General features: G+C 75.4%; 14 protein-coding genes. 7 read left to right on the top strand and 7 right to left on the bottom strand.

The window, feature by feature from the left end; genetic code table 11:
• Positions 1–47 precede the first annotated feature (47 nt).
• Positions 48–899: an alpha/beta hydrolase gene (locus tag O7633_RS24395; protein WP_074477106.1), complete on the top strand. Its 852-nt coding sequence runs from the start codon at positions 48–50 to the stop codon at positions 897–899.
• Between the two features lie 28 nt (positions 900–927).
• Here the strand turns inward: O7633_RS24395 and metG are convergent, their stop codons facing one another.
• The gene (gene metG, locus O7633_RS24390; RefSeq protein WP_282324056.1) at positions 928–2,730 is read right to left on the bottom strand and encodes a methionine--tRNA ligase; all 1,803 of its coding nucleotides are present in this window, start codon (positions 2,728–2,730) and stop codon (positions 928–930) included.
• Positions 2,731–2,876: 146 nt separating this feature from the next.
• Between metG and O7633_RS24385 the strand changes: the two genes are divergently transcribed.
• Positions 2,877–3,890 carry a hypothetical protein gene (locus O7633_RS24385; RefSeq protein ID WP_282324055.1) on the top strand — a complete coding sequence of 338 codons (1,014 nt, stop codon included), beginning with the start codon at positions 2,877–2,879 and terminating at the stop codon, positions 3,888–3,890.
• Positions 3,891–4,030: 140 nt separating this feature from the next.
• On the opposite strand, the gene rsmI is transcribed toward O7633_RS24385, so the two are convergent.
• Entirely contained in the window at positions 4,031–4,879 is an 849-nt protein-coding gene (gene rsmI / locus O7633_RS24380; RefSeq protein WP_282324054.1) for a 16S rRNA (cytidine(1402)-2'-O)-methyltransferase, read from the bottom strand.
• 83 nt (positions 4,880–4,962) lie between these two features.
• Here rsmI and O7633_RS24375 point away from each other — a divergent pair, with 83 nt between their 5' ends.
• The 5 genes from O7633_RS24375 (at position 4,963) to O7633_RS24355 (ending at position 11,119) form a co-directional block, all read left to right on the top strand.
• On the top strand, positions 4,963–6,696 hold the full coding sequence (locus O7633_RS24375) for a phospholipid carrier-dependent glycosyltransferase (RefSeq protein WP_282324053.1): 1,734 nt from the start codon (positions 4,963–4,965) through the stop codon (positions 6,694–6,696).
• A gap of 360 nt (positions 6,697–7,056) precedes the next feature.
• The gene (locus tag O7633_RS24370) at positions 7,057–8,388 is read left to right on the top strand and encodes a VWA domain-containing protein (RefSeq protein WP_282324052.1); all 1,332 of its coding nucleotides are present in this window, start codon (positions 7,057–7,059) and stop codon (positions 8,386–8,388) included.
• A gap of 2 nt (positions 8,389–8,390) precedes the next feature.
• Positions 8,391–9,170, top strand: coding sequence for a peptidase (locus O7633_RS24365; protein WP_282324051.1), 780 nt, complete (start codon positions 8,391–8,393; stop codon positions 9,168–9,170).
• A 140-nt stretch (positions 9,171–9,310) separates the two neighbouring features.
• Complete coding sequence (locus tag O7633_RS24360) at positions 9,311–9,970, top strand: 4'-phosphopantetheinyl transferase superfamily protein (RefSeq protein WP_282324050.1); 660 nt, start codon at positions 9,311–9,313, stop codon at positions 9,968–9,970.
• Between the two features lie 156 nt (positions 9,971–10,126).
• Positions 10,127–11,119: a hypothetical protein gene (locus O7633_RS24355; protein ID WP_282324049.1), complete on the top strand. Its 993-nt coding sequence runs from the start codon at positions 10,127–10,129 to the stop codon at positions 11,117–11,119.
• 89 nt (positions 11,120–11,208) lie between these two features.
• Here O7633_RS24355 and O7633_RS24350 read toward each other — a convergent pair whose 3' ends face one another.
• The 5 genes from O7633_RS24350 to O7633_RS24330 are packed head-to-tail and all read right to left on the bottom strand — an operon-like array spanning position 11,209 to position 22,958.
• Positions 11,209–11,709 carry a nuclear transport factor 2 family protein gene (locus tag O7633_RS24350; RefSeq protein ID WP_074477097.1) on the bottom strand — a complete coding sequence of 167 codons (501 nt, stop codon included), beginning with the start codon at positions 11,707–11,709 and terminating at the stop codon, positions 11,209–11,211.
• A 5-nt stretch (positions 11,710–11,714) separates the two neighbouring features.
• Positions 11,715–12,665: an SDR family oxidoreductase gene (locus O7633_RS24345; protein ID WP_282324048.1), complete on the bottom strand. Its 951-nt coding sequence runs from the start codon at positions 12,663–12,665 to the stop codon at positions 11,715–11,717.
• Positions 12,662–14,266 (bottom strand): hypothetical protein, encoded by a 1,605-nt coding sequence (locus O7633_RS24340; RefSeq protein ID WP_282324047.1) that lies wholly within the window; start codon positions 14,264–14,266, stop codon positions 12,662–12,664. The genes O7633_RS24345 and O7633_RS24340 overlap by 4 nt, the downstream gene beginning before the upstream one ends.
• Positions 14,263–15,504, bottom strand: a complete 1,242-nt coding sequence (locus tag O7633_RS24335) for an FAD-dependent monooxygenase (RefSeq protein ID WP_083302882.1) — start codon at positions 15,502–15,504, stop codon at positions 14,263–14,265. Before O7633_RS24335 ends, O7633_RS24340 begins: the two co-directional genes overlap by 4 nt.
• On the bottom strand, positions 15,501–22,958 hold the full coding sequence (locus O7633_RS24330) for a non-ribosomal peptide synthetase (protein WP_282324046.1): 7,458 nt from the start codon (positions 22,956–22,958) through the stop codon (positions 15,501–15,503). Before O7633_RS24330 ends, O7633_RS24335 begins: the two co-directional genes overlap by 4 nt.
• Between the last annotated feature and the right edge of the window lie 117 nt (positions 22,959–23,075).

Below are 23,075 nucleotides of genomic sequence, written 5' to 3'. Positions count from 1 at the left end.
GGAATGCGCGGGGCGTCCGACGACCCGACCCCGCACCGGGAGACGAGATGCCCTTCATGACCGTCGGCGCGGAGAACACCGCGCCCATCGACCTGTACTACGAGGACCACGGCGCCGGCCAGCCCGTCGTGCTGATCCACGGCTTCCCGTTCAACGGGGCGACGTGGGAGAAGCAGACCAACGCGCTGCTCGCCGCCGGCTACCGGACCATCACGTACGACCGGCGGGGCTTCGGCAACTCCAGCCAGCCGGCCGCCGGCTACGACTACGACACGTTCGCGGCCGACCTGGACGTGCTGATGACCGAGCTGGACCTGCGCAACGCGATCCTGGTCGGGCACTCGATGGGCACCGGCGAGGTCACCCGCTACCTGGGCACGTACGGGTCGAACCGGGTGGACCGGGCGGTGCTGCTCGCCCCGATCGCGCCGTTCCTGCTGAAGACCCCGGACAACCCGCAGGGGGTGGACCGCAACCTCTTCGACGGCTTCCAGCAGGCGATCCTCGCCGACCGGTTCGCCTACCTCACCAGCTTCTGCGACAGCTTCTTCAACTACTCCGACAACAAGGGCAGGCTGGTCAGCGAGGAGGCGTACCGGGCGCACTGGGACATCGGCGCGCGGGCCTCGGCGATCGGCACGTACCAGAGCGTGGACGCCTGGCTGACCGACTTCCGGCCGGACCTGCCCCGGATCGACGTGCCGGTGCTGATCGTGCAGGGCGACCAGGACCAGGTCCTGCCGTACGCGGTGACCGGCCAGCGGTTGCAGCCGATGCTGCCCGACAGCCGGCTGGTGACGCTGAAGGGCGCGCCGCACGGCATCCCGTGGACCAACGCCGACGAGGTGAACCGGGCGATCCTGGAGTTCGTGGTGGCCCCGGCGATGGCACGGCGCTGACCTCCGGTTGGCCGGCTGGCCCGACCGGTCAGCCGGCGAGCCGGGCCAGTTCCTCCTCGACGATCGACGGGTCGAGCTTGCGGAACACCGGCTTCGGCGCGGCGAGCGGCCGGCCAACCTCCAGCGGCACCGACTCCCAGCGCGCTCCAACCGTGTAGTCGCCGGTCAGCACCGGGTACGCGGGCCCGCCGTCGAGGTCGTCGACCTCCTCCAGCACCGGCATCGGGGCGTGCACGCCGGTGCCGCCGAGCAGCTCGTGGATCTGCTGCGCGGAGTGCGGCAGGAACGGCGTGAGCAGGGTGTTGGCGTCGCTGACCACCTGGAGCGCGACGTGCAGGATGGTGCCCATCCGGGGCTTGTCCGCCTCGGCCTTGAGCTTCCAGGGTGCCTGCTCCGACAGGTACTTGTTGGCCTCGGCGACGACCCGCATCGCCTCGCCGATGGCCTGCTTCTGCCGGTGCCGGCCGATCAGGTAACCGACGGTGTCGAAGCCGGCGCGGGCGGTGGCCAGCAGCGCCTCGTCGGCCTCGGTGAGCCCGGCCGGGTCGACCGGCGGGATCGCGCCGAAGTTCTTCGCCGCCATCGACACCGACCGGTTGACCAGGTTGCCCCAGCCGGCGACCAGTTCGTCGTTGTTGCGGCGGAGGAACTCGGCCCAGGTGAAGTCGGTGTCGTTGCTCTCCGGCCCGGCGACCGCGATGAAGTAGCGCAGCGCGTCCGCGTCGTAGCGTTCGAGGAAGTCGCGCACGTAGATGACGACCTTGCGGGACGAGGAGAACTTGCGGCCCTCCATCGTGAGGTATTCGCTGGAGACGACCTCGGTGGGCAGGTTGAGCCGGCCCAGCGCGCCGGGTTCGCCGTCGTGGTCGCCCGCGCCGGAGTATCCGCCGAGCAGCGCCGGCCAGATCACCGAGTGGAAGACGATGTTGTCCTTGCCCATGAAGTAGTAGCTGCGGGCGTCCTTGCCCTCGGCGTCGGCGGACCACCACCTGCGCCACGCCTCGGGGTCGCCGGTGCGGCGGGCCCACTCGATCGACGCCGACAGGTAGCCGATGACCGCGTCGAACCAGACGTAGATCCGCTTGTCCGGGCGGTCGCGCCAGTCGTCGAGGGGGATCGGCACGCCCCACTCCAGGTCCCGGGTGATGGCCCGGGGCTGGAGGTCGTCGAGGAGGTTCCGCGAGAACCGCAGCACGTTGGGCCGCCAGCCCTCCCGGCCGTCCAGCCACTCCCGCAGCGCGTCGGCGAGCGCGGGCAGGTCGAGGAAGAAGTGCTCGGTCTCGACGAACTCCGGCGTCTCACCGTTGATCTTGGACTTGGGGTTGATCAGGTCGACCGGGTCGAGCTGGTTGCCGCAGTTGTCGCACTGGTCGCCACGGGCGCTGTCGTAACCGCAGATGGGGCAGGTGCCCTCGATGTAGCGGTCGGGCAGGGTCCGGCCGGTCGACGGCGAGATCGCCCCGGTGGTCACCCTGGGCACGATGTAGCCGTTGCGGTGCAGGCCGGCGAACAGCTCCTGCACCACCGCGTAGTGGTTGCGGGTGGTGGTGCGGGTGAACAGGTCGTACGACAGCCCCAGCGCCCGCAGGTCCTCGGCGATCACCCGGTTGTAGCGGTCGGCCAGCTCGCGGGGGGTGACCCCCTCGGCGTCGGCCTGCACCTGGATCGGGGTGCCGTGCTCGTCGGTGCCCGAGACCATGAGCACGTCGTGGCCGGCCATCCGCATGTACCGGGCGAAGACGTCGGAGGGAACGCCGAAACCGGAGACGTGGCCGATGTGGCGCGGGCCGTTGGCGTACGGCCAGGCTACCGCCGCGAGAACGTGACTCATGACCAGCAAGCCTAGTGACCGGCGCGGGGCCACCGCGAACCAATAGGCCGGCTCGCCGCGACCGCACCGGGCCGGTCGCCCGATTTGTCGCCGACACGCGGCCTGACCTGCCCTCTTGCTCTCACCCGCCGGTGTCCAATGAAACCGTGACTGGCAGACGCGCCGCCCAGGGACACGAGGAGCCGCCCGGCGCAGCGGCGCCCGCCCCGCCCGCGCAGGCGGGCCCGCCCACCCAGGCGGGCCCGCCAGGACAGCCCGGCGCGCCGGCCCAGCCTGGCCCACCCGCTCAGCCCGGCCCACCTGCCCAGGCGGCGCCGACCGGCCAGCCCGGCCCGCCCACGCAGTCCGGCACGCCGGCGTTGCCCGGGCAGGCGGCCGGCCCCGACCAGCCGGTCGAGGTGGAGCCGACCACCGGAGCCCCGGTCGACGCGGTGCCCCGCCGGGTGCCGGTCCGCCAGCCCGGCGGCCGGCTCCGCCCGACGCCCGCCCCCGACGAGGACGCGTCGGGCGACGACGACGGGCTGTTCTGGGCCCCGATCGAACAGGTGCACTGGGACGGCACCCCCCTGCGTGAGGAACACGGCCGCCGACGTTGGTGGTGGCGACGAGCCACCGACGCGGACCCCCGGGGAGAGGCCCGCCGACGGCGCGCCGACCGGCCCGCCCACCCGCCGGACCCGTGGCAGGGCCTCTCCGCCCTGCTGGCGCTCAGCCTGCTCGCCGCCTTCTTCGCCTGGGTGAGCGCCGGCCCGTTCTGGCTCGCCCTCGGGCACGCCACCACCGGCACCGTCGTGATCGGCGAGTGCACGGGCGCGGGGCTGACCCAGCGCTGCCGGGGGGTCTTCACCGCCGAGGGCGAGCGGTTCATCGCCTTCGGGGTACGCGTCAGCGGGGTGCCCGCCGAGCGCGCCGCCGCCGGCTCCACCCTGACCGCCCGGATGACCGGCCCGTCGGGCGACACCGCGTACGCCGACACCGGTGCCGGCCGGCACCTGCGCTGGCTGCTCGGGCTGCTGCTGGTGCTGGCCTGCGGGGCGGGGATCGCCCGGTACACCGGCGCGGCCCGGCTGGCCGACCGGCGGGCCCGCCGCTGGGCGGTGGCGATGGCGGTGGCCGGTCCGCTGGTGATCAGCGTCGGCTTCCTCGCCGCCGCCTGGTAGACGCGCCCGCCCCGGCTGCGCTCGCCGCACTGCCCTGCCCCGCCCCGCCGCCGCCCGCCCGGCTGCGCTCACCCCGCCCGCCGGTTAGGAAGGGGCCCTTCCTATACAGAAGGCGTTAACAAGGTGCCCTTCCTTGCACCTCAGGCGTGGACGGTGGTGTAGACGTCGCGGCGGCGCAGGCCGTACTCGGTGGCGACCTCGGTGATCGCGTCGCGCCGGGACAGGCCGGCGGCCTCCCGCTCGGCGACGGCCGCGCGCAGCGTCTCGTCGTCGGGGCGCTGCGCGGCGGCCGGCGGCGCGCCGGCCACCACGAGGGTGATCTCGCCGCGCGGCTCGCGCTCGGCGGCCCAGGCGGCCAGCTCGCCGAGGGGGCGGCGGACCACCTCCTCGTACGTCTTGGTCAGCTCGCGGCAGAGCGCGGCCGGGCGGTCGACGCCGAACTCGGCGGCCAGGTCGGCGAGCGCGCCCGCGATGCGGTGCGGGGCCTCGAAGAGGACCAGGGTGCGTTCCTCGCCGGCCAGGGCGCGCAGCCGGGACCGCCGCGCGCCGGGGGTGCGGGGCAGGAAGCCCTCGAAGCAGAACCGGTCGCTGGGCAGGCCGGACAGGGCCAGGGCGGTGGTGACGGCGCTGGGCCCGGGGGCGGCGGTCACCGGGACCCCGGCGTCGAGGGCCCCCCGGACCAACCGGTAGCCGGGGTCGGAGACGCTGGGCATCCCGCCGTCGGTGACCAGGGCGACGACGTATCCCTCGCGGAGGACCTCGACGAGCTCGGGGGTGCGCCGCTCCTCGTTGCCCTCGAAGTAGGAGACGATCCGGCCGCCGACGGTCACGTCGAGGTCGCGGGCCAGCCGGGTGAGCCGCCGGGTGTCCTCGGCGGCGACCACGTCGGCGGCGGCAAGCACCTCGCGGAACCGGGCGGACGCGTCGGACGGGTTGCCGAGCGGCGCGCCGAGGAGGATCAGGCGTCCGAATTCGGACATTTCACCCAAGAGATGTGCTCCTTCATCGACAGTTGTACCGATATCGGGGACGATGGACGCCACCGGGCACCTCCGCAGCCTACGATCGCTGCGTGACGAGTGCGTCGACAGCGCAGAGCGCGAGCGCGGGCCGGGCGGGATCGGAGCACGCCGGGTCCACCGGCGACGCGACCGAGGAGTCCGGGCCGCCCCCCACCCCCGACGGCGGCGGCGGGGGCGTCCCCGCGATCGTGCGGCGGCGGCTCGCCACCATCGATGCCCGGCTCGACGTCAACTCGTGGATCGCCACCGCCGTCGTGGTGGCGATCGCCGCGATCCTGCGCCTGGTCGGCCTCAGCTACCCCAAGGGCAAGATCTTCGACGAGATCTACTACGCCCGCGACGGCTGGGGGCTCGTCGACAAGGGCGTCGAGTGGAACTACAAGGACAACGGCCCGTCGTACGTGGTGCACCCGCCGCTGGGCAAGTGGCTCATCGGCCTGGGCGAGTGGGCGTTCGGCTACTCCGACGCCGAGCACAACATCTCCGTGCCCGGGCACCTGATGACGACCGCTCCGGAGTTCGGCTGGCGCTTCGGCGCGGCGCTGGCCGGGATCGTGTCGGTGCTGCTGCTGGTGCGCATCGGCCGCCGGCTGTTCCGCTCCACCACGCTCGGCTGCGCCGCCGGCCTGCTGCTCGCCCTCGACGGCTTCCACCTGGTGCTGTCCCGCACCGCCCTGCTCGACATCTTCCTGCTGCTGTTCGTGCTGGCCGCGTTCGGGGCGCTGGTCCTCGACCGGGACGCCCGGCGTCGCCGGTGGAGCCGGGCGCTGGACGCCGGCCTCGACCCCACCGCGCCCGGCCGCGCCGGCCGGCCCGCCGGCGGCTGGCGGAACTGGCCGTGGTGGCGGCTGGCCGCCGGGGTGCTGCTCGGCCTCGCCTGCGCGGTCAAGTGGAGCGCCCTCTACTTCCTGCCGGCCTTCGCGTTGCTGGCCCTGCTGTGGGAGGTCGGCGTCCGCCGCTCCGCGGGGGTGCGCCGGCCGTGGCGCGACGCGCTCCTCGACGAGCTGCCCTGGCTGGTGCTGGCCGGCGTCCTCATGGTCGTCGCCTACGTGGCGACCTGGTCGGGCTGGCTGCTGACCGACGACGGCTACTACCGCCTGGCCGCCCGGTACCCGAACGTGCCGGGCCTGAGCGACACCCCGATCATCGGGGCGCTGAACAACCTGTGGGAATACCACAAGGCGGCGTACGGCTTCCACAAGCAGCTCGACGACCCGCACAAATACCAGTCCTGGCCCTGGCAGTGGCTGCTGCTGGGCCGGCCGGTCGCCTTCCACTGGTCGGGCGAGGGGGCCTGCGGCGCACCGAGCTGCGCCTCGGAGATCCTGCTGCTGGGCACGCCGCTGCTGTGGTGGTCGTTCCTGCCCGCCCTGTTCGGCGCGGCCTGGATCGGCCTCGCGCGGCGGGACTGGCGGGCCGGGGCGATCCTGCTCTGCGTGGCCGCCGGGCTGCTGCCCTGGTTCTGGTTCGCCTTCGACGGCCGGACGATGTTCTCCTTCTACGCCGCGCCGGCCCTGCCGTTCCTGGTCCTCGCGGTCGTCTACGTGCTCGGCGCGATCGTCACCCCGGCCACCGACGGGGCGCGGGCCCCGGCCACCAGGGAGGCGGCCGCCGCCGGCGAGGACGAGGTGGCGGAGCGCCGGCTGGTTGGCGGCGTCATCGTGGGCGCGTACGTGCTGCTGGTGGCGCTCTGCTTCGCGTACTTCTATCCGATCTTCGTGGGCAAGGTGCTGCCGTACGCGGAGTGGTCGGCCCGGATGTGGTTGGACGGCCGCTGGATCTGACGTCGCCGTCGGATATCGGACAACCGGGCCCCGGGGCGGGCCCGGTTGGCGGGCCTCCGGGGCGCGGGAAACGGTCCGGGACGCAAAGACGCGCGCCCCGATCGCCTGCCACGGGGGAAGCGGGCGATTGGGGCGCGCAATAGGAGCTTAACCACACGGCACCACCGGCACAACGGGTGGACTCGGGTCAGATTTCCGACGGAGCACACCAGCCTAATGGTTTACGCGGGGCAGCTAACCGTCAGTCATCCGGCGGGGACGCACCGGGGTTTCCGGCCGCGCCCGCCGCCGATCCGCCCCGGCCCGGCGCGCCCGAGGGCCGCCTGAGCCTCCAAAGTGGATCTCACTACACTCGCCCCGGTGATCAACAAGAGACGATGGACAACCGTCTTCCGCGGACTGCTGGCGGCAACCGTCCTGGTCGGTCCGGCGGTCGCGCTGGGTGGTCCCGCACCGGCGCGGGCCGACGAGGAGAACCTCGTCGTCGAGCCGCCCCGGGTCGAGCTGGTGCTCGACGTCAGCGGCTCGATGCGGGCCCGGGACATCGACGGGCGCAGCCGGATCTCGGTGGCGCAGCAGGCGTTCAACGAGGTCGTGGACGCGCTGCCCGAGGAGACCCAGCTCGGCATCCGGGTGCTCGGGGCCACCTACAAGGGCAAGGACAAGCAGGTGGGGTGCCAGGACACCCAGCAGATCGTGCCGGTCGGCCGGGTGGACCGGGCCCAGGCCAAGGCGGCCGTGGCCACCCTCCGGCCCACCGGGTTCACCCCGGTCGGGCTGGCGCTCCGCTCGGCCGCCGCCGACCTCGGCACCGGCGCCACCGCCCGCCGGATCGTGCTGATCACCGACGGCGAGGACACCTGCGCCCCGCCGGACCCGTGCGAGGTGGCCCGCGAGCTGGCCGCCCAGGGCACCAAGCTGGTGGTGGACACCCTCGGGCTCGCCCCCGACGAGAAGGTGCGCAGGCAGCTGCTCTGCATCGCCGGCGCCACCGGCGGGACGTACACGGCCGCGCAGAGCGCGGACGAGCTGACCGGCCGCATCAAGCAACTGGTGGACCGGGCCCGGGACACGTACACCGCCGCGCCGACCGTGGTGGGCGGCTCCGCACGGTGCCCGGACGCGCCGCTGCTCGCCCCCGGCGTCTACACCGACCGGGAGCAGTTCTCCGAGCACCGCTGGTACCGGGTCCCGGTGCGCCCGGGTCAGGAGCTGCGGGCCTCGGTGAGCATCGCGCTGGACCGCCCGGTGAACCCCGACCACGCGGTGCTGCTGCGCGCGACCGCCCCCGACGGCCGGGAGCTGGTGCGGGGCGTGGACGCCGGCAGCGGTCGCACCGACGTGGTCTCCGCCGGCCTGCGCTGGTCGGCCGCCGCCGACGACGACGTGGACGCCGACGACGACGCCGACGGCGACGGGGAGACGCCGGGTCCGGCGGCCGGCGACGCCGCCCCGACCACCGTCTGCCTGGTGGTCAGCAACGCGTTCGCGCCGCGCCCCGGCACCCGGGCCGCCCCGGGGATGCCGATCGAGCTGACCGTCGACGTGGTCGCCTCGTCGCCTGACCCGGGCGGGCCGGACCTGGGCCGGGGCTGGGTGCTGTTGCTGCTGCTGACCCTGGCCGGCCTGGTCACCGGGCTCGTCGCCGGGCTGCTCACCCGCTGGTGGGTCGCCACCTGGAGGGAGAACTGACGATGCGTACCCCGTTGATCCGGTCCTCGGCGGCGCTGGTCGCCGCCGCCGCGCTGACGCTCCCGGCCGCCCCCGCGCTGGCCGCGCCCACCCCCTCGCCCGGTGCCGCCACGGTCACCAAGGCCGGCACCTCGTTCCTGACCGCCACGTCGATCACCGCCGGCCAGCCGGTCCGGGTCGGCGCGTCCACCAGCGACTACCTCTACTGGTCGTTCCCGGCCAGCGCCGGGCAGATCCACGACATCGCGGCGACGGTCACCTTCCCGAAGGGCCGCACCGGCGACTCCACCTGGACGGTCGAGGTCTTCGACGGCCTGCGCCGCCGCCAGGCGTGCACGGCGGGGGCGCAGACCCCGACGGCCGGGGCGTCGGCGACGAGCGTGGCGCTGGGCTGCACCCTGCGCCGGGTCCGGTCGTGGGCCGAGCCGTGGTCGGCCGACCCGCTGCCCGGCACGTACTACGTGCGGCTCTCCGTCGTGGAGCTGCCGGAGCCGGACCTCGGCCTGCCGGTCGACGTGGACCTGCTGGTCGCCGAGGTCGGCGACGGCGACGCCCCCGCCGACGACGGGGAGCTGAAGGCCCCGCTGGTGCCCAACACGAAGGCCGGGACGGTGCTGACCGGGGACCCGGCGGCGGCCCCGGCCGACGACGACGGGAGCCTCCTCACCGGCTGGCTGCCGGACCTGTCGTCGCGGTGGGTCTGGACCGCGGTCGGCGGGGTGCTGGCGGCGGTGGCCGGCGTCGTCGGCTTCGCGCTGACCCGCCGCCCCCGCCGGCCCTGACCCCGCCGTGGCCCGTGGGGCCGGCGCGCTCCGGCCGCCGGTCCCACGGGCCACCGGCGCGGGGGCGGGTGCGGTACGTTCGACGGCGATGAGCGGCGTGCGGGGCGGCCGGGGCCGCGACGGGAGCGGCGGGGGCCGCGATGCGTGACCTGCTGCCGCCCGAGGTCGCGGTGGCCGTCGCCGCCGGCGACGACTGGGACGGCGAGCTGCTGCCCACCGAGCGGGCCTGCCTGAGCGAGCGGGCGGTCGAGCGCCGACGGCGCGACTTCACCGCCGGCCGGGTCTGCGCCCGGCGGGCGCTCGCCGGCCTCGGCGTCCCGCCCGTCGCGGTGCCCGCCGCGCCGGACCGCGCCCCGGTCTGGCCGCCCGGGGTGGTCGGCACCATCACCCACACGCCGGGCTACTGCGCCGCCGCCGTGGCCCGCGCCGACCAGATCCGGTCGGTCGGGATGGACGCGGAGCTGCGCGACCGGGAGCTCGCCCCGGGGGTACGCCGGCTGGTCGGCCTGCCCGAGGAGTGGGCCGACTGCGCCCGGCTCCCCGCCACCGTGCCCTGGGCGGCCGTGCTGTTCAGCGCCAAGGAGACCATCTACAAGGTGTGGCACCCGGTCGTCGGCACGTGGCTGGGCTTCCACGACGCCCGCGTCGAGCTGGACCCGGACTCCGGCCTGTTCACGGCCCGGATCTCCCCCGCCCGGCTGGACGCGGCCCCGGTGCCCGATCCGCCCGCGACGGTCACCGGGCGGTTCGCGGTCGACGCCGACGTGGTCCGTACCGCGGCCATCCTGTTACCCCGCTGAGACGGTCGGGGTGATCCCCGACTTGGGCAGGAGCGATACCGTCAGGGCGTTCGAGATCGCGATGAGGTGCCGAGGAGTACGGTGAGCCACCCCCAGGACCCATACGGGCCGCCGCAAGACCCCTACCAGCCGAACCAGGATCCAGCGACGGCACCCGTGCCTCCGTGGCCGGCCGATCCGACCGCCCCGCCTCCCCTGCCGCCGACCACCGCCCAGCCGCCGGTCTCGGGCGCGCCGTACCCGCCGCCGCCGGTCTCGGGCGCGCCCTATCCGCCGCCACCGGTGTCCGGCGCGCCGTACCAGCCGACGTCGGGTTCCCCGTACCAGCCGACGTCCGGTGCGCCGTACCCGCCGCCGGGTGGGTTCACGCCGCCGCCCACCCCCGACCCGACGTACCAGCCGGGCGTGGAGGCGGCCTACCCGCCGCCGCCGGGTCCGGCCTACCCGCCGCCGCCCGGCGGGGCGTACCCGCCCGGCCCGGGCTACGCGCCGGGCCCGGGTTACCCGCTCGGCCCGCCGATGGGGGCCAAGAAGAGCAGCAAGAAGCCGATCGTCATCATCGTGGTCGTCGCGGTGGTGCTCGCGCTGCTCTGCTGCGTCGGCGGCATCGTGGCGCTGATCGCCTCGGCCAACGAGGCGGCGAAGGAGGCCGAGCGGCAGTTCCCGGCCCCGCCCCGGGTCACCACCGCGCCGAGCGGCCTGCCGAGCGCCGGCCCGACCTCCTCGTCGTCGTCCGACCCGGCCGACGGGGAGACCTTCAACATGAAGGCCGGCGAGACCCTGATCATCAACGACGAGGACGGCACCCTGGAGATCACGGTGCTGCGGTTCCGCACCTCGACGAAGGGCTGCAAGTCGTACTCGCCCGACCCCGACAAGGGGCTCTACCTGATCGCGGACGTCACCGCGACGGTGAAGAAGGGCAACATGTCGATCAACCCGTTCTACTTCCAGTGGGTGGCCGAGGACGGCACCACCGCGAACGGGATCGCCGGCGCGCTGGCCGGCTGCGGCGACCTGCTCGACTCCGGGGTCAACCTGCGGGAGGGCAGCAAGCGCACGGGCAGCGTCACCTTCGACGTGGCGAACAAGAACGGCGCGCTGGAATACCGGCACAAGCTGGAGACCGCCGGCTCCTGGAAGCCGTAGGCACGCCACCTCGCGTACGTGGGGGCCGGTCCGCCGCCGCGGGCCGGCCCCCCGTCCGTCCCCACCCAGCGGGGTGGCGGGCCGACCGGTCACCCCCGACCGGGGCCCGGCCCTTTCGGGCGGCGGCGTGCGGCGGGCCGCAGCAGGTCGACCAGGCCGCGCCAGGCGTGCCCGATCGTCAGCCCGGCCCGGATGGTCGCCAGGGGGTTCCAGAAGTCCCGGAAGTGGACGATCCGCCCGTCCCGGAACCGGACCACCGAGATGTAGACCTGGTGGAACGGTCGACCGGTGACGACGCCCCGGCCGTCACCCACGAACTCGGCGACCACCAACTCCGGGTCGGTGGTCTCGTGGAAGGTCAGGCCGGAGAAGCGCACGTCGAACTGCTTCGGGAAGTCCTTCATGTGCTCGTACAGCTCCCGGTGGCCGGTGAACCGCGCGGGGATGCCCGGCAGGGGGTAGGGAAACTCCAGCACCCCCTCGGGGTCGAACAGCTCCACCCACTCGGTGATCCGGCCCTCGGAGATCAACTCCAGATTGCGGGCGAACAGGGCCTGGGCCTGGGTCCGGGCCTGCTGGTCGGCGTCCATGCTGGTCAGTCCTCACTGCTGGTCGGGGCGAGGGACGCGGGGCGCGGTTCCCCGGTCAGGGGCCGCCGGTCGGGGCGGGCCCGCACGAGCGGGGCGAAGTTGCGGTCGAGCAGGGTGTCGGGCAGCAGGCGGGCCGCCAGGCTGCCCAGCCGCACGTCGCCGCCGACCGGGTACCGGGTCCTCGGCCGCGCGGCGGTCAGCGCCCGGGCGACCGCCCGCGCGAAGTCCGCCGGGGTGGTCCCGCTGCGCCGGGCCTGCGCGGCCAGCCGGGCGAGGAAGCGGCCGAACGGCTCCGCGTACAGGTCGCCGGCCCGCCCCGCCGCCTGGGCCATCGTCTCCGTGCCGGCGTCGGCGACCTTGTCCCAGATCGGCGTCTGGATCGCCCCCGGCTGGACCACCGACACCGCGATCCCGAACGGCCGCAGCTCACGCCGCAGGCTGTCGCTGACCGCCTCCTTGGCGAACTGGGCCGCCGCGTACGCGCCGAGGTAGGGCAGGGCGACCCGGCCCAGGCCGGAGGTGACGTTCACGATCCGGCCCCGGCCGGTACGCAACAGCGGCAGGAAGCCCTGGATCACGGCGACCTGGCCGACCACGTTGGTGTCGAGCTGCCGCCGCAGTTGCTCCGGCGGCAGGCACTCCAGCGGGCCGGGCAGGCTGATCCCCGCGTTGTTGACCAGCCCCCAGAGGCCGCCGGCTCCGACCTGCCGGGCCACCTCGTCGACGGCGCCCCGGATCTGGTCGGCCCGGGTGACGTCGAGGCGCAGCGGGGTGAGCCGCCCGGCCGTGGTGGCGGCGGCCAGGTCGTCGGCGGCGGCCCGGTCACGCACCCCGGCGAAGACCCGGAAACCGGCCCGTTCCAGGTGGAGCGCGGCCTCGCGGCCGAGCCCCGACGAGGCCCCCGTGACCACCACCGCCCGGCCCCGCGCGTCGATCCGCCGTCCGGCCCCGATCATGTTCCCACCCTTCCGTCGGTCCCGGCCGGCACCGCCGCGACAGCGGCCGGCTCCCCGTCGCTCCCGGCCGGCGCGCGGTCGATCTCGGCCAGCACCGCGTCGACGCAGGCGGCGACGAGGCGGGCCGCCCTGGCGTCCGGGACCGCCTCCGCCACGTGGACGAAGTTCCAGGCCAGCTCGCCGTGGCTGGTGTTCGCCGTGGCGACGAAGTAGCCGCAGACCGAGAGCCCCGCGACGAACTGCGCCCCGGCGAGCCGCCAGGCCCCGATCCGGTCCGGGAAGTCGTACCGGCCGAGGTTGGACAGGCAGAGGTTCACCGGCCCGGTCCGCTCGGTCAGCTCCACGAACCGGCCGCTGGCCGCGACCGACGGCGGGCAGGAGAGGCGGACGAGGTCGACCATGGCGAAGTGGCTGCCCCGCCGGCGACGGCCCGCGAGGTCCCCGCTGATCGACCGGGCCACCTCCCACAGCGACGCGCCCGGCCGGCAGGACACGAACGAGGGGACGGTCGCGACGTACGCGCCGACGGCCCGTTCGGGCACGGGGGGCGTCAGCGCGGCCCGGAAGTCCACCGGGGAGCCGATCGCCACGTGCCCCGGGGCGGATGGGGGTGTCTCGGCGGCGACCGCGAGGACCATGGCGGCGGCGAGCGCGCCGTGCACCGTGGTCTGTTCCCGGCGGCACGCCCGGGCCAGCGCGGCGACCTGCTCGGCGGTGAACGTCCGGTGCAGCAGCCGGCTCCGGCGCTCGGTGAACGGCACGAACCGGCTCGGCGTCACCCGGGCCGGCCGGTGCCGGCGCACCGCGTACAGGTCCCGCAGCAGTTGCCCGCCGAGCCGCAGCGCGCCGGTGACGCCCCGGAACCGGCGGGGGAACATCCGCTCGGCCGGTGGCAGCGCGGGCTCCCGCTGCGGGGCGGTGCCGCCGGGGGTGCGGCCCTCCGTGCCGGCCGGGTCCCGGGCGGCCAGGCGGTCGGCGTGCTCGATCCACTGGCGCAGCAGCGACAGCGCGGTCGTGCCGTCGGCCACGCAGTGCGGCAGGGTCAGGATCAGGTCGTGCGTGTCCCCGGCGGCGGGCCCGGGGTCGGCGGGCACGGGCTGCCCGGTCCGCGCCGTCGGCGCGGCCGCGCCGGCGGTCAGCACGACCGCCCGGCAGAGCGGGCCGGTCCGCCAGTCGACCCGGTCGGCCAGTTCCCGCTCGTCGACCTCGCGCAGCCAGCCGGCGTCGGGGTCGCCGGGCCCGGCCGAATCAGCGGGCCCGGCGGGGTTGGCGGGATCGGCCGAATCAGCGGGCCCGGCGGGATCGGCGGCATCGGGCACGGCGGGGCTGGCGGGATCGGCGGGGGCGACCCGGCGCAGCGGGATCGGCCGGTCCGTCGGCACGAACCGGGGGCGGCGGCCGTCCGGCCGGGTCGCGATGGCCACCCGCAGCAGCGGGTGGCGGGCCTGGAGCTCGTCCAGCGCCGCCCGCAGCAGCTCCGTCGGCAGGTGCCCGCGCACCCGGACCCGGGCGATGACGTTGAGCGGGGAGACCTGGTCGGCGATCCAGTACCAGCGCTCCAGCGGGCTGAGCTCCCGGTGGGCCTCGCGCGCGGCGCTCACCGCCCGGCCGCCGGCAGGACGTCGGGGAAGGTCAGGTCCGCCAGGTTGCGGCGGTCGACCAGGCGCGTGGGCAGCCACCGCAGGTACGCGCGGCGGGCCAGGTCCCCGGCGGGGCTGGCGAGCTGCTCGATCCGGCTCAGCGAGTGCGCCTGGCGGATCATCCGCCGGGTGCGGTCGCGGCGGGCCGCCTCGTAACGGCGCAACGCGCCCGGCAGGTCGGTGGCCCCGGCCAGGCACCGGGCCAGCACCACCGCGTCCTCGACCGCCATCGCCGCGCCCTGGCCGAGGCTCGGCAGCATCGGGTGCGCCGCGTCGCCGAGCAGGGTGACCGCGCCGTCGCCCCAGCGCCGCAGGGCGGGGCGGTCCCGGGCGGGGACGCTGATGACCGCCGCGTCGGCGGTGGCGGCCACGGTGGCGACCACCTCGTCGGCCCAGCCCGCGTACGCGCGGAGGATCTCGTCCCGGCCGCCACGCCAGTCGCGGGCCGCCTCCGGCGGCATGTTGCGGGTGCCCCACCAGTAGACGTGGTCGCCGCCGAGGTGCACCAGCCCGAACCGCTGGCCCCGCCCCCAGTAGTGGGCGGCGTACCCGTCGCGGACCAGGTGGTGCCGGTACGCGACGGTCGCCAGCCAGCACACGTACCCGGGTTCCCGGGGCCGCTCGGGGCCGACGAGCTGCCGGCGTACCGCCGATCCGAAGCCGTCCGCGCCGATCAGCAGGTCGCCGTCGGCGCTGGTGCCGTCGGCGAACTCGACCCGGATGCCGCCGCGGTGGCGGTGGAACCGGCGGGCGGCGGACCCGAGCCGGATCGGCGGGTCCCCGGCCTCGGTGAGCAGGGCCTGGTGCAGTTCGGCGCGGTGGATGGCGACGTTCTGCGCGCCGACCCGGTCGCCGAGGTGCGCGAACCGGACCGTCCTGATCGGCCGCCCGGTCGCGGTGCGGAAGTGCAGCTCCGGGTAGACCTGGCCGCGCCGCTCGACGTCGAGGTCGATGCCGAGGCAGCGCAGCGCGACGCGGGCGTTGGCGGTCAGGGAGAGCGCCGAGCCGGCCGCCCGGAGTTCCGGGGCCTGCTCGTGGATCTCCACGTCGACCCCGACGCGGCGCAACGCGCTCGCCGCCGCGAGGCCGCCGATGCCGGCCCCGATGACGATCGCCTTCGGCCGGCGGCGGCCCGAACCGGCGGCCTGCACCGGACCGGCGGCGCGGGCGGGGCCGCCGGAACCGGCGGGGGCGATCATCGCGCGTCCCCGACCGGCCGGCGGGCCGGGGCGTCCCCCGCCAGCAGCCCGGTGATCCGCCGCCCCACCTCGGCCACGTACGGCTCGTCCATCAGCACCAGGTGGTCGCCGGGCACGTCGATCACGTCGACCCGGCCGGTGGTCAGCTCGCCCCAGCCGTTGCGCGGGTCGAGGTGCAGGGTGCCGGCGAGATCGTGCATCGGCTTCAGCACGGCGGGCAGCGGGTCGGCGGCCCGCAGCAGGGTGATGTCCTGGTCGACGACCTCGGGCCGGTAGGAGATGATCGCCTCCCAGTTGGCCCGGAAGACCGCGAAGAGGCGGCGCACCGAGCCGCGCGTGCTGCCCGGGCGCAGCACCCCGCTCTCGCCGGCCCGGCTCGCGATGAAGTCGAGCTTCGCCTCGGGCGTGGTCAGCTCGGCCGGCACGCCGCGCGCCGGCGGCCCGTCGTGGCCGAGCCGCATCAGCTCCCAGAAGAACCAGTCGAGCAGCACGTCGTCGGCGACCGGCACCGGGTCGCCGGGCCGGCGGGCGATCGGGTCGAGCAGGATCAGCCGGTCGACCCCGGCCCCGCTGTCGCGCAGCTGCCGCGCCATCTCGAAGGCGACCACCCCGCCGAACGACCAGCCACCGATGACGTACGGGCCGTCGGGCTGGATCCGGCGGATCGCGTCGAGGTAGGCGGCGGCCAGCTCCGGCACGGTGCGCAGCGGCTCGGTGCCGGCGTCCACCCCGGCGGCCTGCAACGCGTACAGGGGCTGGTCGGCGTCGAGGTGGCGGGCCAGCGGGACGTAGCAGAGCACGTTGCCGCCGAGCGGGTGCACCAGGAACAGCGGCCGCCGGTCGCCCCGGGCGCGGATCGGCACCAGCGGGTCGAACGTGAGGTCCGCGCCGCCGGAGCGCAGCAGCGCGGCCACGCCCGCCACGGTCGGCGTGGCGACGAACGCCGAGACGGGCACGGCCACCCCGAACCGCTTCTCCAGCATCACCACCAGCCGCATCGCGGTCAGCGAGGTGCCGCCCAGCTCGAACAGGTTGTCGTGCGCGCCGACGGCCGGCAGGTGCAGCAGGTCGGCGGCGATGTCGGCGACGACGCGCTCGTACCGGTCGCGGGGGGCGACGCGGGGCGCCTCCGCCAGGTCCAGCGGCAGTTCGCGCAGGGCGCGGTCGTTGCGCTTGCCGCTGGGGGTCAGCGGCATCGCCGGCAGCCACTGCCAGCGCGCCGGCACCAGGTGCTCGGGGAGGGTGGCGCGCAGCCGGCCGCGTACGTCGGCCAGGTCGACCGCGTCCGGGTCACCGACGAGGAACGCGGCGAGGTAGGAGTCGACGCCCTCCCGGCGGCGGGCCACGACGGCGGCCTCCCGGATGCCCGGGTACTCCGCCGCCAGCTCCATGACCGCCATCTCCACCTCCAGGGGCTCCACCCGGAAACCACGGATCTTGGTCTGGGTGTCGGTGCGGGCCACCCAGATCAGGTCCCCGTTGGGCAGGTAGCGGGCCAGGTCGCCGGTGCGGTAGAGCCGGCTGCCCGGCGGGCCGAACGGGTTGGGCACGCAGCGCTCGGCGGTGAGGCCCGGCCGGCCGTGGTAGCCCCGGGTGACCTGGATCCCGCCGTAGTACAGCTCGCCGGTCACCCCGGTCGGCACGGGCCGCATCCGCTCGTCCAGCAGGTGCATCTCGACCCCGTCGATGGCGGGCCCGATCGGCGGCAGGTTCGGCCACCGCGCCGGGTCGCCGGTCATCGGGTACGCGGTGACCAGGTGCGTCTCGGTCGGCCCGTACTGGTTCTCCAGGACCGCGCCGGCCGGCAGCGCGGCCAGGAAGCGCCGGATCTCGGCGGTCACCCGCAGCTGCTCGCCGGAGGAGATCACCACCCGCAACGCGCGGGGGTGGATGCCGAGCAGCTCCGCGGCCTCGGCGAGCTGCTGCAACGCGACGTACGGCAGGAAGATCCGGGCGACGGCCTCGCGGTCGAGCAGCCGCAGCAGGGCCGGCACGTCCCGCCGGAGGTCCTCGTCGATGATCCGCAGGGTGCCGCCCGCGCTGATCGTGGTGAGGATCTCCTGGAACGACACGTCGAAGCTGAGCGGGGCGTACTGCAACGTGGTGCCGCCGACCGCCGCGCTGGCCGCCCGGATCTGCCACGCCTGGTAGTTGTCGAGCGCGCCGTGGGTCATCGCCACGCCCTTGGGCACGCCGGTCGACCCGGAGGTGAACAGGACGTAGAGCAGGTCGTCGGCGGTGACCCGGGGCAGCGCCACGGCCCCGTCGCTGACTGCGGCGTCCGCGACGAGGTTGCCAGTCGCCGGGCCCGCGAGGATGCCACCGGTCGCCGGGTCCGCGACGAGGTCGGCCACGTCGAGGACGGTGGCCGGGTCGCCGACCAGGCCCCGGTGCCGTCGGTGCGTCACGATCCGCGCCGGCCGGGCCTGCTCGACCATCGCGGCGATGCGCTCCGCCGGGTACGTCACGTCGAGCGGGACGCAGGCGGCCCCGGCGCGCGCGATGCCGTAGATCGCGGCGATCATCTCCGGCGACCGGTCCAGGGCGATCCCGACGAGCTGCCCCGGCCGGACCCCGGCGCGCAGCAGCCCGACGGCGATCCGGTCGACCACCTCGTCGAGCCGCGCGTAGGTCCACCGCTGCGGCGGGCCGCCGGGGGCGGCGGGACCGTCGGAGGCGGCGGCGCTCGGAGGCCCGGCGCCGGTCGCCGCGTCGGCGGGCGGGGCGTCGAAGGTGATCGCGACGGCGTCCGGGGTGTTCCGGGCGTGCGCGGCGAGCCGGCGTCCCACGTCGCCGGGGGTTTCCAGGGGCGGGCCGGCGGGCCGCGGCGCGGCGGCGAGGAAGCCGAAGTCCGGCTCGCCCTGCGGGTCGGCCACGATCCGGGCGAGGATGCGCAGGTAGGCGTCGATCAGCAGGTCGGTCTGCGCCGGGGTGAGGGTCCGCCCGTCGGCGTCGACGCGCAGCGACACGCGCCGGTCGGCGGGGCTGACGAACACGTTCACCAGCAGGGTGAAGTTGGTCTCCTCCCAGGTGTCGAAGCCGAGCAGCTCGACCTCGGGCAGCTCCAGCAGCGGGGTCAGCACGTGCATGTGGACGTAGTTGAAGGCCGTCTCGAAGACGGGCTCGCCGCCCCGGTCGCCGACGATGGCGTGCAGCGGGTAGCGCCGGTGCGGGTGGCACTCCCGCTCCTGCCCGTGGACCTGCCGGACCAGCTCCAGCCAGGTACGCGCGCCGGGGGTGACCCGCAGCGGCACCGTGTTGAGGAACAGCCCCGCGACGAGTTCCGCCCCGGGCCGGTCCGGCCGCCCGTGGGTGACCAGGCCGGTGGTGACGTCCGCCGCGCCGGAGTACAGCCGCAGCAGCAGGCAGTGCGCCGCGAGCAGGACCGACTTGACCGGCAGCCCGTGCGCGGCGGCGAAGCCGCGGACCCGGTCCTGGAGGTCGTCGGGCAGCGGGACGTGCCGGATGATCGTCCCCTCGTCGCCGGGCGGCTCGTACTGGCGGCAGCCCTCGACCTGGGTGAGCTCCGCGCCGTCGAGCCGGGCCCGCCAGAAGTCGCGGGTGGCGACGGAGTCGACCGCGCGGCGCTCCTCGACGACGTACGCCGCCGGGGAGGGCAGCGCGGCCGCCCGGGGCGGGTCGATGTCGACGCCGACCAGGCGCAGGTAGGTCCGCAGCAGGTCGCCGACGACGGTGGCCACGCTCCAGCCGTCGAGGAGCACGTGGTGGAAGCTGAACACCAGGTCGACGGCCCCGGACGGCAGCAGGTGCACCCGCATCAGGTGCAGCGGGGCGCGGTCGAACGCGTACCGGTGGCGTCGCCGCTGCCGCATGTGCGCCAGCACCTCGGCGTCGGCCGCGGCGGCGTCGAGGTCGCGCAGGTCGGCGACGTCGAGGCCGCCGGTCACCCGGGCGTGCACGACCTGGAGCGGCTCGGAGCAGCCGCCCAGGTCGAACGAGGAGCGCAGGGCCGGGTGGCGGTCGAGGAGCCGGGCGTGGGCGGCGCGGAACGCGACCTCGTCCCACGGCAGCCGCAGCGAATAGCGGAACACGTCGTGGTAGGCGGTGGCGTCCTCGCGTTCGCTGCCGTGGAACAGCAGGCCGAGCTGGAGCCGGGTCGCCGGGAAGGCGTCCTGCGCGTCGCCCAGCGCGGCCCGGTCCAGGTGCGACACCAGCCCGAACGGCTCCGGCGGCGCGTCCTGGTCCCCGGCCGGTGGCGTGGCGGCGCGGGCGTGGGCGGCCAGCGCCGCCACGGTGGGCCGGGCCACCAGGTCGGCGACGGTGACGTGCAGGCCGTGCCGGGCCGCCTCGGCGCCGACCCGCAGGGCGAGGATCGAGTCGCCGCCGACGGCGAACCAGTCCTGGTGGATGCCGACGGACGGCACCCCGAGCACCCGCGCCCAGATCGCGGCGAGGGTGCGCTCCACCTCGTCGCGGGGGCCCGGCCCGGTCCCGGCGTCGGCGCGGGCGGCACCGGCGGGCGGGCCGCCGTCGACGGGCCCGCCGGCGGGATCGGTGGCGGACCCGGCGGCCGGGTCGGGCAGGGCGGCCTGGTCGAGCTTGCCGTGGGCGGTGAGCGGGATCCGGTCGAGGCGGTGGAAGAGGGCGGGGACCAGGTAGTCGGGCAGCCCGTGCAGGAGCTGGGCGCGCAGCCACGCCGGGTCGAGGTCGGCGTCGGCCCGGTAGTAGCCGACGAGGTGGGTGCCCCGGGCCGGGTCGGTGCGGGCCACCACGACCGCCTCCCGCACGCCGGGCACGGCGGCCAGGGCGTGCTGTACCTCGCCGGGCTCGACCCGGTTGCCCCGGATCTTCACCTGGTCGTCGAGGCGGCCCAGGTATTCGACGGTGCCGTCGGCGAGCCAGCGGGCGAGGTCGCCGGTGCGGTACAGCCGGCCGCCGGTCACCGGGTCGACGCCGAACCGCTGGGCGGTCAGCTCGGGCTGGCCGAGGTAGCCCCGGGCGACGCCGATCCCGGCGATGCAGAGCTCGCCGGGCGCGCCGACCGGCTGCGGCTCGTCGCCGGGGCCGAGCACGTAGAGCTGGATGTTGTCGATCGGGCGGCCGATCGGCACGCGGGCGGTCCGCCCGGCCGGGTCGGGCCGGCACTCGAAGTGGGAGACGTCGACCGTCGCCTCGGTCGGCCCGTACAGGTTGACCAGCCGTGGGGCGGGCGGCCCGGCGGGCAGCAGCCGGTGGAACCGGTCGACGTGCCGGGGCGGCAGCTCCTCGCCGCTGGCGAAGACCAGCCGCAGTCCGGCGGCGTCCGCGCGGGCCGCGGGGTCGTCGGCGAGCAGGTCGAGGAAGGGCCCCAACATCGACGGTACGAAGTGGACGACGCTCACGCCCTGCCGGGCGACCGTCCGCAGCAGCACGGCCGGGTCCCGCCGCACCTCCGGCTCGGGCAGCACCAGCCGGGCCCCGGCGAGCGCCCACCAGAACAGCTCCCACACGGAGACGTCGAACGACACGGGCGTCTTCTGCACCAGCACGTCGTCGCCGGTCAGCGGGTAGCGCCGCTGCATCCAGGCGAGCCGGTTGACCACCGAGCGGTGCTCGATCAGCACCCCCTTGGGGCGGCCGGTGGAGCCCGACGTGTAACAGACGTACGCGAGGTCGGCGCCGTCGGCGACCGGCTCCAGGGGGGCCGTCGGCCGGTCGGTCATCGCCTTGAGGTGGCAGACGGCGACCCCGGGGCCGACCGGCGGCGGTGGCGTGTCGCCGGTGACCACGAGCACCCGGGCCCCGCTGTCGGTGAGCAGGTGCCGCAGCCGCGCCGGGGGATGGTCGGGCTCGACCGCGACGTACGCCCCGCCCGCCTTCAGCGTGCCCAGGATCGCGGTGAGCAGCCCCGGTCCCCGGTCGGCGAGGACGGCGACCCGGTCGCCCCGGCCGATCCCGGCGTCGCGCAGGGCGCGGGCCACCTGGTTGGCGCGGGCGTCGAGGTCGGCGTAGCTGACCGTCTCGTCGGTGCCGTCGACGACCAGCGCGGTCCGGTCCGGGGTGCGGGCGGCCTGCCGGGCGAAGAGGCCGTGCACCGTCAGGTCGTCGGGCAGGTCGGCCCGGGTGTCGTTGAGCCCCCGGGTGAGCCGGTCCCGCTCGGCCGGGGGCAGCATCGGGGTCCGCGCGAGCGGCCGGTCGGGCTCGTCGAGGGCGTTGCGGAGCAGCGTGACGACGTGCCGGCCCAGCGCCTCGATCGGGAAGTCCGCGTCGAACACGTCCGGGGCGTAGTCGAGGTCGACCGTCAGCGGGCCGTCGTCGAAGTCGTTGACGAGCACGGCGAGGGCGTGCCCGTCGTGCAGCCGGCTGCGCGCCATCGTCTGCTGCGCGACGCCGGGGATCGGCTCCGGGCGCGGCCAGCGCATCCAGGACAGGGTCACGTCGTAGAGCTGCCGGCCGCCGTCGGGCAGGGCCACGCCGCGCAGCAGGTCGCCCCGGGACACCCCCTGGTGGGCCCAGAGCGCGCGCAGGGTCGTCTGCACCTCGGCGGCCAGGTCCGCCAGCGACCGCGCGCCGTCGACCCGGACCGGCAGGGGCAGCTCGTTGGCGAAGTGGCCGACCGTGCGGCGTTCGACGTGGGTCCGGCGGTTGAGCACGGGTACGCCGAGCACGACCCGGTCGGTGCGGTGGATCCGGGCGAGGTAGGTGGCGAGGACCGAGGCGACGACGGTGAACGGGGACTCGCCCCGGGCGGTGATCCGGTCGATCAGGGCCCGGTCGATGGGGAAGCTGTGCCGCCCGCCGGCGGCGGGCCGGACGCCGGCCGGGCCGCCCGCACCGGCCGGGTGGCTGTCGCCGGTCGCGGCGCCGTCGATCGGGCTGTCGCCGGCCGGGCCCCCGGTCGCGCGGCGCGGGAACAGGGCCGGCGCGACGCCCGCCAGCGCGGCGCGGTAGTGCTCGCGGTCCGCTTCCCCGGGTGCCGGGCGCGGGCGTTCGGCCCGGGCACGGGCCACCGCCAGGTACGACGACGACGGCGGTTCCCCGGCACCCGCCCCGTTGCTCAGGAGGCGGGCGTAGTCCTCGCTGGCCTGCCGCAGCAGCAGCCGCCCGCCCCAGCCGTCGGTGACGAGGTGATGGGCATTGAGGTACGCGTAGCTGACCGATTCGCTCTCGATGAGCAGGGCCGATTCGTACATTCGGCTCCGGCGCAGCGGAAACGGACGGTCGAACGACCGGGCCATCCAGGAATGGCAGGCCGCGCGGGGGTCGGCTTCTTCCGAGAAGTCGATGGTGGCAATTACTGGCGGCTCGTCCTCGACCCACTGATATGGCTCACCGTTCTCTTCCTCGAAACGCAGCCGCAACGCGTCGTTCCGCAGGACGGCCCGTTCCATGCAGGTACGCATGAGGTCGAGGTCGAGGGGCCCGGTGAACCGCAGGTATCCCCCGACGTTGAACTGGGGCAGCTCCGGACATAGTCGGCCAGCTACCCAGATGTCGGCCTGAACTGTGGTCAACGGTGCCCGGTCGACATTCCTCACTGCTCACCCCTTACGACTGCACCGCACGACCGACGCACCGTCACATGACAATATTGATCGACTTTCGTCGTTGCCATGGCGCTGGACAGTACC

The organism is Micromonospora sp. WMMD712, from assembly GCF_029581295.1.
Taxonomy (GTDB): Bacteria; Actinomycetota; Actinomycetes; order Mycobacteriales; family Micromonosporaceae; genus Micromonospora; species Micromonospora carbonacea.
This window is presented reverse-complemented; position numbering and strand designations above follow the sequence as displayed.

Coding starts and splice junctions, on each gene's coding strand:
- O7633_RS24360 (WP_282324050.1), top strand. CDS start 9,311: ATGCGTGACCTGCTGCCGCCCGAGGTCGCGGTGGCCGTCGCCGCCGGC.
- O7633_RS24350 (WP_074477097.1), bottom strand. CDS start 11,709: ATGGACGCCGACCAGCAGGCCCGGACCCAGGCCCAGGCCCTGTTCGCC.
- metG (WP_282324056.1), bottom strand. CDS start 2,730: ATGAGTCACGTTCTCGCGGCGGTAGCCTGGCCGTACGCCAACGGCCCG.
- O7633_RS24335 (WP_083302882.1), bottom strand. CDS start 15,504: ATGATCGCCCCCGCCGGTTCCGGCGGCCCCGCCCGCGCCGCCGGTCCG.
- O7633_RS24345 (WP_282324048.1), bottom strand. CDS start 12,665: ATGATCGGGGCCGGACGGCGGATCGACGCGCGGGGCCGGGCGGTGGTG.
- O7633_RS24365 (WP_282324051.1), top strand. CDS start 8,391: ATGCGTACCCCGTTGATCCGGTCCTCGGCGGCGCTGGTCGCCGCCGCC.
- O7633_RS24395 (WP_074477106.1), top strand. CDS start 48: ATGCCCTTCATGACCGTCGGCGCGGAGAACACCGCGCCCATCGACCTG.